This is a genomic window from Lelliottia sp. GFLA7 (genome assembly GCF_056490165.1).
Map to the genome: position 1 here is coordinate 703,881 of NZ_JBWLAQ010000001.1, position 11,363 is coordinate 715,243.

The following is an 11,363-nucleotide window of genomic DNA, read 5'->3' on the forward strand; positions in this document are numbered from 1 at the left end:
TTATTTCTTTAAATGAGGATGGAAATTACACGGACCGGTGCGGGCATCAAGCTGCGGGGCGATGATATTTTCCCAGGCCGTACGGCAGGCTTTGGTGGATCCAGGCATCGCAAAAATCAGCGTTTTGTTGGCAATCCCCGCGACAGCACGCGATTGCAGCGTCGAGGTGCCGATCTCTTCAAATGACAGCATGCGGAACACTTCGCCAAACCCTTCGACCTCGCGGTCAAACAGCGGCAGCAGCGCTTCCGGGACCTGATCGCCTGCGGTCAACCCCGTTCCACCGTTAATCAACACCACCTGCACGTCATCGCTGGCGATCCACTGTGAAACCTGCGCGCGGATGGCGTAGCGGTTCTCTTTGACGATGGCTTTATCGACGATATGGTGTCCCACCTCATGCGCCGCGTCACGCAGCCAGTGGCCAGAGGTATCGTCCTCTTCGCCACGGCGTTCTGAAACCGTAAGAATAGCAATACGCGTCGGGATAAACTCTGCGCTGACCTGACTCATTTTCTGATTCCTTTTAAGCCAATTACCCGCCGATGTAGGACAGGTTTTGTGTGATTCCTGTGTCGCCCTGGTGCAGGAAGTGGGTCTGCTTTTTGTGCGTCAACGCAGTAGAGATACGCGCTTCAAGGGCGTTCTGCTGCGCATCGTCTTCCAGCAAATCACGGAGATCGACGCCGCCGTCGCCAAACAGGCACAGGTGCAGCTTGCCAACCGACGAGACGCGCAGACGATTACAGCTGGCGCAGAAGTCTTTCTCATACGGCATGATAAGCCCGATTTCCCCTTCATAATCCGGGTGACAAAAGACCTGCGCCGGGCCGTCGCTGCGTTGGCGAATCTGATGGATCCAACCGCGTCTCAGCAGGGCATCACGCAACACCATCCCGGAAATATGATGGCGACGGAACAGGTCACTGCCCTCACCTGTCTCCATCAGCTCAATGAAACGCAGCTGAATGCGGCGCGGTTTGATCCAGGCCAGGAAGGTATCTAGCTGATGGTGATTCACATCGCGCATCAGTACGGTGTTGACTTTGACTTTATCGAATCCGGCCTCGAAAGCAGCGTCAATGCCGTCCATCACCTGCTGGAATTTATCCTGCCCGGTAATGGCGTGAAACTGGCGTGCATCAAGGCTATCGACGCTGACGTTAATCGCCGTTAATCCGGCCTCGCGCCAGCTTGCGACATCGCGCGCCATACGATAGCCATTGGTGGTGACGGCGATTTGACGAATGCTCTCGTTTTCACGAATAGCAGCAATAATGTCAGGAAAGTCACGACGAAGTGAGGGTTCTCCGCCCGTCAGGCGCACTTTTTCGGTGCCGAGTTCAGAGAATGCGCGCGTGATACGCCGCACTTCTGCCACGGAGAGAAATCCGTTATTGGTGACGCTGCCAGGCTTGTAACCGTTCGGCAGGCAATAGGTGCAACGGAAGTTGCACACATCGGTAATCGACAGACGTAAATAGAAAAACTTACGCGCGAAAGCATCAGTGAGTTGTGAAGCCATGTACACCTTTCCAGATACGGGAGGCACAGTCATTTCTTTCTGTACCCTGGTGGCGAAACCGCCACGGCCAGGGCGCCATATCATGTGACACAGGCGTCAAGGCTAGAGTGTATGTTTTCATCAGCGAAAACGTGGTTATGCCGATAGTAGCGCGGAAATGACGCTTCCGCCATTTTGCTTTCGCTGTATAATTCTATACATAGCGACATTATCGAACACTTTCACTACAGGATACGTAAAACTCAACGTTTCGCATTGATATACGTCATTTTGACGGGCGTAGGGCATCGTCTTTTAGGGGTAGTTGGGTTACTGTTACGCTGATCATTATGATAAGGAATGTGTATGCGCAATCGCACTTTTGCGGATCTTGACCGTGTCGTCGCTCTCGGTGGCGGGCACGGGCTGGGACGCGTTATGTCATCGTTATCGTCGCTGGGTTCCCGGCTGACCGGTATCGTGACCACCACGGATAACGGTGGTTCAACAGGACGTATTCGTCGTGCGGAAGGCGGTATTGCCTGGGGCGACATGCGCAACTGTCTTAATCAATTAATTACCGAGCAAAGCGTCGCGTCGGCGATGTTTGAATATCGTTTTAGCGGTAACGGTGAACTTTCGGGCCATAACCTCGGAAACCTGATGTTAAAGGCGCTGGATCACCTGAGCGTCAGGCCTCTTGAAGCGATCAATTTGATCAGAAACCTGCTGAAAGTCGATGCATTCCTTATCCCAATGTCAGAACAACCGGTCGATTTGATGGCGATTGATGTGGATGGCCATGAAGTCTACGGAGAAGTGAATATCGATCAGCTTGTCGTGCCACCAAAAGAGCTGATGACCTATCCGAATGTTCCCGCCACGCGTGAAGCGATCGAAGCCATTGCCGAAGCCGACCTGATCCTGATCGGCCCTGGCAGCTTCTACACCAGTCTGATGCCGCTTTTGCTGGTCAAAGAGTTGGCGCAAGCGCTACGCAGAACCCCTGCGCCGATGGTCTATATCGGCAATCTGGGGCGCGAACTGAGTCCCGCCGCCGCTAGCCTGTCGCTGGCAGATAAACTGCATCTGATGGAACAGTATGTCGGGAAGAAAATTATCGACGGTGTCGTCGTAGGGCCAAACGTCGATGTTTCCGGCATGGAAGGCCGCGTCGTGGTTCAGGAGCCGCTGGAAGCAAGCGATATCAAGTATCGCCATGACCGCCATTTACTGCGCCTGGCGCTGGAAAAAGCCATTCAGGAATTGGGTTAGCGCGAGTCATTGTGCAAATGATCACTTTGCGGGGATTTCTTAGCCCACAGGGACACTAAAAATGGCAGCCTCGCGCTGCCATTTTGCTTTGAGCTACGACGCCGCAATAAACAGTTGCCGTAGTTGATGAAGCTGATCGCGGACTTGCGCGGCTTCTTCAAACTCCAGGTTTTGTGCGTGCTGCATCATCTGCCCTTCCAGCTCATGAATTTTCTGCTGCAGCGCTTTTGGCGTCAGCACAAGTTCAACCGGATCGGCCTCAACCGGTGAGCGCGATTTGCCACGGCCTTTGGCTTTGGTTTTCGCCAGCCCCTGGCCCAGCGCCAAAATATCCACCACTTTCTTGTTCAAGCCCTGCGGCACAATGCCGTTATCCAGGTTGTACTGATGCTGCTTCTCACGGCGACGCTCTGTTTCGCTAATCGCTTTCGCCATCGACGCCGTAATTCTATCGCCATACAAAATGGCTTTACCGTTGATGTTACGCGCCGCACGGCCAATGGTCTGAATAAGCGAACGCTCAGAACGCAGGAAGCCCTCTTTATCGGCATCCAGAATCGCCACCAGCGACACTTCTGGCATGTCCAGACCTTCTCGTAACAGGTTGATCCCGACCAGCACGTCAAATTCACCGAGTCGTAAATCGCGGATGATCTCCATACGCTCGACGGTGTCGATATCCGAGTGCAGATAACGCACGCGCTCGCCGTGCTCTTCAAGGTATTCGGTCAGATCTTCCGCCATACGCTTGGTAAGCGTAGTGACCAGCACGCGCTCGTTGATAATGGCGCGCGCACGGATTTCAGAAAGCAGATCGTCCACCTGGGTTCCCACAGGACGGACTTCGATAATGGGATCCAGCAGGCCGGTCGGACGCACCACCTGATCCACCACATCTTCGCCTGATTTTTCCAGCTCGTAGTTGCCCGGCGTTGCTGAGACATAGATAGTCTGCGGGGCCAGCGCTTCGAACTCTTCAAACTTCATTGGACGGTTATCCAGCGCCGAGGGCAGGCGGAAACCATACTCCACCAACGTCTCTTTACGCGCACGGTCGCCACGGTACATGCCGCCAATTTGCGGAATCGTCACGTGGGATTCGTCCACCACCAGCAGCCCATCGGCAGGCAGATAATCAAACAGCGTCGGTGGCGCTTCACCAGGCCCACGGCCCGAAAGGTAGCGTGAATAGTTTTCGATACCCGAGCAGTAGCCCAGCTCGTTCATCATCTCCAGATCGAACTGCGTACGCTGGCTTAAACGCTGCTCTTCGAGCAGTTTGTTATTTTCCAGCAGCACTTTGCGTCGCTCAGCCAGTTCGACCTTGATGTCTTCCATCGCCTGCACAATACGCTCGCGCGGGGTGACGTAGTGGGTTTTCGGATAGACGGTGAAGCGCTGAATAACCGAATCAACATGGCCGGTGAGCGGATCGAAAAGCGACAGCCGCTCGACTTCTTCGTCAAAAAGCTCAACGCGTAACGCCAGATCGTCGGATTCTGCCGGGAAGATATCAATGACTTCGCCCCGCACGCGGAACGTCCCGCGCTGGAACGCCTGATCGTTACGGGCATATTGCAGCTCCGCCAGTCGCCGCAAAATGGCGCGCTGATCGATGATCATCCCGTTGGTCAGGTGCAGCATCATTTTCAGATACAGATCGGGATCGCCCAGGCCGTAAATAGCGGACACAGAGGCCACCACAATGACGTCTCGACGCTCAAGCAATGCCTTGGTCGCCGACAGACGCATCTGTTCGATATGCTCGTTCACAGACGCATCTTTCTCGATAAAGGTATCCGAGCTCGGGACGTAGGCTTCGGGCTGATAATAATCGTAGTAGGAGACGAAATATTCCACGGCGTTATCCGGGAAGAACTCTTTCATCTCACCATAAAGCTGCGCCGCCAGCGTTTTGTTGGGTGCCAGCACCATCGTGGGGCGCTGCAGATCGGCAATCACATTGGCGACGGTAAACGTTTTACCCGATCCGGTTACGCCCAGCAGCGTTTGATGTGCAAGCCCGTCTTCCAGCCCTTCTTTCAGGCGACGGATCGCCTCTGGCTGATCGCCAGAAGGACGGAAGGCAGAATTCAATTTGAACATTTTACTCATGGGCAACAACCTGATGACGATAAAAGCGGCAGGTGAGTAATTTTACGCGTGACTGGCAAATTTGCCAGTAAAAAATACTGGATGTAAATCCAGTGGCATGTAACGATATTTGGTACTGCATCCGGTGAATCAGCGAAAAAGTGGTCAATATCCAGACTACGGCACTATAAAACACCACTCTGAGGGGTTTATCCCCAGAACATTTCCATTTTTAACATTTGTCAAGCAGGGTAAAGTCAGATTTAAGCCCGCAGATGACACTTTCATTACGATGATTGCTTTTGTCTAACGCATTAATTAATAGAAGATATTTCTTAAAGCCGCGTTTCGCATCAATTCATGCGCAGGCCGCGTATTCTCTCGCTTACCTGAAGTTTTCTAACCCTAATGCACATGGTTATCCACAGGAATAGTGGATAACTGCTTCCAGCCCAAGTAGACAGCCACTCCGCAAAGTCCCGGTTTTTCCCAAAAGCCTGTCCGTAAAAAATATTTATAGCTCTTTTTCGATGATTAACAGTTGAGCGGATCATATACGACCGGTGAGATCTTACTCACATTTCCGCGATCCTCGCTGCACCACGACCCATCCTCTGTAGCACCGAAGGTGTGCAAATCCGCTCCTGTGTATCGCGTTAGCAGTGACATAGTCCGAAAAAAACAGCTTATTCAAGTCGATTTTCGGATATGGCAAGGGTTTTGCAGAATCATGATGACATCTCGCCCACGCGTTTTTTAAGGAGTGAATTATGCTGAGTCTGCGCGCAATAAATCAGTTTTACGGGAGCGAACACACGCTGTGGAACATTGATCTCGATTTGCCGCCAGGGATGTGTACAGGCGTGGTCGGGCTGCCCGGAATGGGAAAAACCACCCTGATCAACTGCATCACCGGGCAACTTCCGGTAGAGAGCGGTTCCATTATCTGGCATGAAGCGGGCGCACCACCACAGGATCTGCTGGGCGCTACGCGTGAGCGCAGCGAATTACCAGGGATCGGGTATGTCACGCAGGATCGGCGGATATTTTCGCAGCTCACGGTTGAGGAAAATTTGCATGTTGCAATGCGCGCGCAGGGGAAATCTGACGCGACGGCCAGCAGCGAAATGTACGACCTGCTGCCGCAACTGTGGCCGCTGCGACAGGCCCGTGCGATGGGGTTATCACCGGATGACAAATACCAGCTGGCGCTGGCGAATGCGCTGGTCAGTCGCCCTCGCCTGCTGATTCTGGACGAACCAATGCACGGGGCCAGCCCGACGTTTGCCCACAGGCTGGGGCTACTTCTGGCGCGTTTAAATCGAGATTTGGGAATGACGGTTTTACTGGCGGAACAACAGCTGTCGTTTATCCGCCGTGTCGCCGACCGTTTTTGCATGCTTTATCGCGGACGTAACGTGGCACAGGGCCACGTTACTGAGCTGAATGACGAACTTATTGCCCACTGGATGACGCTGGATGCAAGGCGCTGAGATCGAGATAATGTCCCGTCTTTGCGTTTTCAGCCGCGTCGGCAAGCCAGGGAATTTCGCCGAGAAATGGCGCATGAATGCAGTTCTTAAGCGTCGCCAGATACTCATGATGACGTTTTCCCGGCGCAACCACATCGTTGGCAATCCAGCCTGCGAGACGCAGACCTGACTGTTTCACCGCTAATGCGGTGAGCATCGCATGATTAATACAGCCGAGTTTTATTCCGACGACCAAAATTACCGGCAGCTGTTCGCCCGCCACCCAGTCGGCAAACGTCAGGTCATCACTGAGCGGGGTAAACCAGCCGCCCGCCCCTTCAACCAGCACCCATTCAGCTTGTTCCTCAAGCGACCGCAGACCCGCAGAAAGCACAGAAAACGAGATTGGGCGCTGCTCATCGGCGCTCACAATGTGCGGCGAGGTCGGTTCCGCAAAGGTATAGGGATTCACGGCCTGATACGACAGTGCCACGCTGCTGTTTCGTTGCAGCGCTAACGCGTCGGTATTGCGCAGCCCTTCTGCCGTCATTTCGCTGCCAGAGGCGACCGGTTTGTATCCAACGGTCTCGAATCCCTGTAAACGCGCGGCCTGCAACAAGGCACAGCTGGCCACGGTTTTCCCTACTTCGGTATCTGTCCCGGTGACAAAATAGCGTTCAATCACGTTCGATAATTCCATGGAAAAGTTGATAAGAGAGCGGGAATTCACCCCGCTGCTGCGGCCAGGCGAACTCCAGTCGCTGAAGCTCACCGCGCGTCAATGGTTTGCGCCCGCGCCCGTCATGCAAATGCGTTGCGCCAATGCCCTTCAGCGATCGCATGGCGCTGAGCGCATCCACGAAGGTCAGCGTCACTGTCTGCGTGGTCGCCCGATACCGCCAACCCTGCAGGGCGGAAATCACCTCTGCCTCGGACAAAAACCGGTTGGCATGAGGCCGCTCATCCACCGCCTGCCACGCCTGATTGAGTTCCGGCAGCGAATGGGCCAGCAGCGTGGTAAAGGCCAGCGTACCGCCTGGACGCGTCACCCGATACAGCTCCCGCAGCGCCTGCGGCAGGCTGGCGCACCATTGCAACGCCAGGTGGCTCCAGACCAGGTCAAACTGGGCGTCAGACAGGGTCATGGATTCGATGTCCCCCACCTGATAATCGTCTGCTGCCTGCTGATAACGGGCCTGCTCGATCATCTGCGGGGAAAGGTCGAACGCCGTGACGTGGCTGCCTCTTTCCCGCCAGACGCGGCTGTTTGTCCCCGGTCCACACCCGGCATCCAGCACGGCGTTAAAACGTTGATCACCGAGAAATGCGTGCAGCCCCTGCGCGCTCTGGCGCTGGAGTTCATCGTGTTGGGAATAGCATCGCGCCGCCCGGCCAAAGGCGGACGCAATGGCCTGCTTGTTAACCTGCGGCATACAGCGCCTCCAGCACGTTATCGATATCCTGCGTCTGGTGCGCCGCCGTCAGCGTCAGACGCAGCCGAGCGGTTCCCGCCGGGACGGTTGGCGGGCGAATCGCCGTCACCCACATATTGTGCTCACGCAACTGTTGCGCCAGCGTCAGCGCACGACGGTTTTCGCCCACGATCAGGGGCTGAATCGCGCTGTGAGAATCGGTGGTCTGATAGGGTAAATCCCGAACGCCTGTGCGGAAACGCTGAATGAGCGCCGCCAGCGTTTGCCGCCGCTGCTCACCGTCATCGCTTCGAATAACCTTCAACGCGGCCTGGAGGGCCACGGCCTGCGCGGGCGGCATACTGGTGCTGTAGATCAGATGTCGCGCGAACTGCAGCAGATAATCAGCAACGGAATCGCTGCACAGCACCGCCGCACCGCTCACGCCAAAGCCTTTGCCGAAAGTCACCACCAAAACCTCCGGCTGAACATGCTGGCTGAACGCGCTGCCGCGCCCCTCGTCGCCCAGCACGCCAATTCCGTGGGCATCATCGACCAATAGCCAGGCGTTATGCCGCTGAGCGGTTGCCTGCACATCGGATAACGGCGCGCTGTCACCGTCCATGCTAAACACCCCCTCCGTCACCACTAGCTGTTGCCCGTCGCAGGGCTTTTCCAGCAGCGTATTGAGCTGCGACGCGTCATTGTGCGCAAAGCGGCGCAATTGAGCCGGGCTGAGATTTGCCGCTTCCAGCAGCGAGGCGTGACTCAGCCTATCAGCAACAATCCGGTCGTCTTTCTCCATCAGGGCGGCAATGAGCGCCTGATTCGCGGCGAATCCCGAGATAAACAGCAGCGCGCGGGAATAGCCGAGCCAGTCGGCGAGCGATTCTTCCAGCGCATGATGCGCGGTGGTGTAACCGCTGACGTGACCGGAGCCGCCGCTGCCGACGCCGTACCGTTCAGCACCATCTTGCCAGGCGCGAACAATCGCCGGATGCTGGCTCAGGCCGAGATAATCGTTGCTGGAGAAATTGCAGAACTGACGCTGGTCGCGGATGATAAAGCGTCCAGCGCCGCCCTCGACTACCGTACGCACGCGAAACGCCTCTGTCGCCCGACGTTTCTCCAGCGCGGTCGTGATGCGCTGCTGCCAGGTCATACGGTGGCCGCGTTGTAATACTGTTCGGTATCGGCGTTGAAAAGCTGCTGCTCAAGGCGTTGCTGCTGTTCGTTATCGCCCGTCAGCACGTCCGTTTGCGTCGGGTTCAGCCCTAGTTTGCGGAACAGCTGAACGTCTTTGTCCTCTTCCGGGTTTGGCGTGGTCAACAGTTTGCAGCCGTAGAAAATTGAGTTCGCGCCCGCCATAAAGCACATCGCCTGCGTCTGCTCGCTCATCTGCTCGCGGCCTGCGGATAAGCGCACGAACGAGGTTGGCATCATGATGCGCGCCACGGCGATGGTGCGAATAAAATCGAACGCGTCCACATCGTCGTTATCGGCCATCGGCGTGCCTTTGACTTTGACCAGCATGTTGATCGGCACGCTTTCCGGTGGCGTCGGTAAATTGGCCAGCTGTAACAGCAGACCGGCGCGATCGTTCACCGTTTCGCCCAGACCAACGATACCGCCAGAACAGACTTTGATACCCGCCTCGCGCACTTTTTCCAGCGTATCCAGACGCTCCTGATAGGTACGGGTGGTAATAATATTGCCGTAGAATTCCGGCGAGGTATCGAGGTTGTGGTTGTAATAATCCAGCCCCGCTGCCGACAGGCGCTGCGCCTGGCTGTCATTGAGCGTGCCAAGCGTCATGCACGCCTCAAGCCCCATCTCTTTGACGCCCTGGACCATTTGTTCCAGATACGGCATATCGCGGTCGTGCGGGTTTTTCCACGCCGCACCCATGCAGAAACGGGTCGATCCGGCATTTTTGGCTTTACGCGCCGAGTCCAGCACCTGCTCCACTTCCATCAGGCGCTCGGCTTCCAGCCCTGTTTTGTAGCGCGCGCTCTGCGGGCAATATTTGCAATCTTCCGGGCATGCGCCGGTTTTGATCGACAGCAGCGTGCTGACCTGCACATGGCGTGGGTCGAAGTGCTGACGGTGGATCTGCTGCGCTTCAAACATCAGTTCCAGGAAAGGTTTGTTAAATAATTCGGTGACTTGCGACATTGTCCAGCGCGGGTGGTGAGCCATTGGGCTTCTCCAAAGGGTTTTGTTAATTGTCGGTTCAGTTTATAATGGTAAACCTAAATTAATACAAAATGGTTTACAAGTCGATTATGTTACAAGACGATCTCGCCTTCGATCAACGCCATATCTGGCATCCTTACACCTCTATGACTCAGCCCCTGCCCGTTTATCCAGTGGCGTCCGCGCACGGCTGCGAGCTGCATCTGGCGACGGGTGAAACGCTGATCGACGGGATGTCATCGTGGTGGGCGACGATTCATGGCTACAACCATCCGCGCCTGAATGCGGCAATGAAAACGCAAATCGACCAGATGTCACACGTGATGTTTGGCGGGATCACTCACCAGCCAGCGATTGATGTCTGCCGCCGTCTGGTGGCGATGACCCCAGAAAATCTGGAGTGCGTTTTCCTTGCCGATTCGGGGTCAGTCGCGGTCGAAGTGGCGATGAAAATGGCGTTACAGTACTGGCACGCAAAGGGCGAAACGCGACAGCGGTTTATGACGTTCCGCAACGGCTATCACGGTGACACCTTTGGCGCGATGTCGGTCTGCGATCCGGACAATTCGATGCACAGCTTATGGAAGGGTTATCTGCCGGAAAACCTGTTCGCCCCGGCCCCGCAGAGTCGTTTTGACGGCGAATGGGACGAGGCCGATATGGTGGGATTTGCGCGAACGATGGCGGCGCATCGTCACGACATCGCCGCCGTGATTCTGGAGCCCATCGTTCAGGGCGCAGGCGGCATGCGGATGTATCACCCTGAGTGGCTAAAACGCATCCGCAAGATGTGCGACCGCGAAGGGATTCTGTTGATTGCCGATGAGATAGCCACCGGATTTGGCCGCACCGGCAAGCTGTTCGCCTGCGAACATGCGGGCATCGCGCCGGATATTTTGTGTATTGGTAAAGCGCTGACGGGCGGGACGATGACTCTTTCTGCCACGCTCACCACGCGTCATGTGGCCGAAACCATCAGCGACGGCGACGCGGGCTGCTTTATGCACGGCCCAACGTTTATGGGCAATCCGCTCGCTTGCGCAGCGGCCAGTGAAAGTCTGGCGATCCTTGAAAGTGGCGAGTGGCAGGCGCAGGTGGCGGCTATCGAAGCGCAGCTTAAACGGGAACTGGCGAAGGCAACAGCGTCTGAATTTGTGGCCGACGTGCGCGTTCTGGGCGCGATTGGCGTGGTGGAAACCCGCTATCCGGTGAACATGGCAGCGTTGCAGCGTTTCTTCGTCGAGCAAGGCGTGTGGGTGCGTCCGTTCGGCAAGCTGATTTATCTGATGCCGCCTTACATCATCACCGCAGAGCAGTTGCAAAAACTGACTAGCACCGTGGTCAACGCGGTGAAGTATCCCGACCACTTTGTGATGTAATCCAGGACGCAAAAAGATGCCCGGTCAGATA

10 protein-coding genes and 1 riboswitch are annotated in these 11,363 nt (G+C 55.8%); of the genes, 3 read left to right on the plus strand and 7 right to left on the minus strand.

Annotation, left to right across the window (positions count from 1 at the left end; genetic code table 11):
• Entirely contained in the window at positions 1-513 is a 513-nt protein-coding gene (gene moaB, locus AC07RN_RS03430; RefSeq protein ID WP_449553650.1) for a molybdenum cofactor biosynthesis protein B, read from the minus strand.
• A gap of 22 nt (positions 514-535) precedes the next feature.
• The gene (gene moaA, locus AC07RN_RS03435) at positions 536-1,525 is read right to left on the minus strand and encodes a GTP 3',8-cyclase MoaA (RefSeq protein WP_478335577.1); all 990 of its coding nucleotides are present in this window, start codon (positions 1,523-1,525) and stop codon (positions 536-538) included.
• Positions 1,513-1,647, minus strand: a riboswitch (molybdenum cofactor riboswitch). Its footprint overlaps the gene before it by 13 nt.
• A gap of 223 nt (positions 1,648-1,870) precedes the next feature.
• Between moaA and yvcK the strand changes: the two genes are divergently transcribed.
• A complete protein-coding gene (gene yvcK, locus AC07RN_RS03440; RefSeq protein ID WP_012016672.1) occupies positions 1,871-2,779 on the plus strand; it encodes a uridine diphosphate-N-acetylglucosamine-binding protein YvcK in 909 nt (302 codons plus the stop codon).
• A 93-nt stretch (positions 2,780-2,872) separates the two neighbouring features.
• Here the strand turns inward: yvcK and uvrB are convergent, their stop codons facing one another.
• The gene (uvrB, locus tag AC07RN_RS03445) at positions 2,873-4,894 is read right to left on the minus strand and encodes an excinuclease ABC subunit UvrB (protein WP_235135140.1); all 2,022 of its coding nucleotides are present in this window, start codon (positions 4,892-4,894) and stop codon (positions 2,873-2,875) included.
• 749 nt (positions 4,895-5,643) lie between these two features.
• Here uvrB and AC07RN_RS03450 point away from each other — a divergent pair.
• On the plus strand, positions 5,644-6,366 hold the full coding sequence (locus AC07RN_RS03450) for an ABC transporter ATP-binding protein (RefSeq protein ID WP_012016670.1): 723 nt from the start codon (positions 5,644-5,646) through the stop codon (positions 6,364-6,366).
• Here the strand turns inward: AC07RN_RS03450 and bioD are convergent.
• The 4 genes from bioD to bioB are packed head-to-tail and all read right to left on the minus strand — an operon-like array spanning position 6,329 to position 9,956.
• The gene (gene bioD / locus AC07RN_RS03455; RefSeq protein ID WP_478335578.1) at positions 6,329-7,030 is read right to left on the minus strand and encodes a dethiobiotin synthase; all 702 of its coding nucleotides are present in this window, start codon (positions 7,028-7,030) and stop codon (positions 6,329-6,331) included. The genes AC07RN_RS03450 and bioD overlap by 38 nt on opposite strands.
• Positions 7,023-7,778 (minus strand): malonyl-ACP O-methyltransferase BioC, encoded by a 756-nt coding sequence (gene bioC, locus AC07RN_RS03460; protein ID WP_478335579.1) that lies wholly within the window; start codon positions 7,776-7,778, stop codon positions 7,023-7,025. Before bioC ends, bioD begins: the two co-directional genes overlap by 8 nt.
• On the minus strand, positions 7,765-8,919 hold the full coding sequence (gene bioF, locus AC07RN_RS03465) for an 8-amino-7-oxononanoate synthase (RefSeq protein ID WP_478335580.1): 1,155 nt from the start codon (positions 8,917-8,919) through the stop codon (positions 7,765-7,767). Before bioF ends, bioC begins: the two co-directional genes overlap by 14 nt.
• Entirely contained in the window at positions 8,916-9,956 is a 1,041-nt protein-coding gene (bioB, locus tag AC07RN_RS03470) for a biotin synthase BioB (protein WP_012016666.1), read from the minus strand. The genes bioF and bioB overlap by 4 nt, the downstream gene beginning before the upstream one ends.
• A gap of 86 nt (positions 9,957-10,042) precedes the next feature.
• Between bioB and bioA the strand changes: the two genes are divergently transcribed.
• Positions 10,043-11,332, plus strand: a complete 1,290-nt coding sequence (gene bioA, locus AC07RN_RS03475) for an adenosylmethionine--8-amino-7-oxononanoate transaminase (RefSeq protein ID WP_478335581.1) — start codon at positions 10,043-10,045, stop codon at positions 11,330-11,332.
• Positions 11,333-11,363 lie beyond the last annotated feature (31 nt).

Excerpts from the sequence above, each read along its gene's own strand:
- yvcK (WP_012016672.1), top strand. The coding sequence starts at position 1,871 with ATGCGCAATCGCACTTTTGCGGATCTTGACCGTGTCGTCGCTCTCGGT.
- AC07RN_RS03450 (WP_012016670.1), top strand. The coding sequence starts at position 5,644 with ATGCTGAGTCTGCGCGCAATAAATCAGTTTTACGGGAGCGAACACACG.
- moaB (WP_449553650.1), bottom strand. The coding sequence starts at position 513 with ATGAGTCAGGTCAGCGCAGAGTTTATCCCGACGCGTATTGCTATTCTT.
- bioF (WP_478335580.1), bottom strand. The coding sequence starts at position 8,919 with ATGACCTGGCAGCAGCGCATCACGACCGCGCTGGAGAAACGTCGGGCG.
- moaA (WP_478335577.1), bottom strand. The coding sequence starts at position 1,525 with ATGGCTTCACAACTCACTGATGCTTTCGCGCGTAAGTTTTTCTATTTA.
- bioC (WP_478335579.1), bottom strand. The coding sequence starts at position 7,778 with ATGCCGCAGGTTAACAAGCAGGCCATTGCGTCCGCCTTTGGCCGGGCG.
- bioA (WP_478335581.1), top strand. The coding sequence starts at position 10,043 with ATGTTACAAGACGATCTCGCCTTCGATCAACGCCATATCTGGCATCCT.
- uvrB (WP_235135140.1), bottom strand. The coding sequence starts at position 4,894 with ATGAGTAAAATGTTCAAATTGAATTCTGCCTTCCGTCCTTCTGGCGAT.
- bioB (WP_012016666.1), bottom strand. The coding sequence starts at position 9,956 with ATGGCTCACCACCCGCGCTGGACAATGTCGCAAGTCACCGAATTATTT.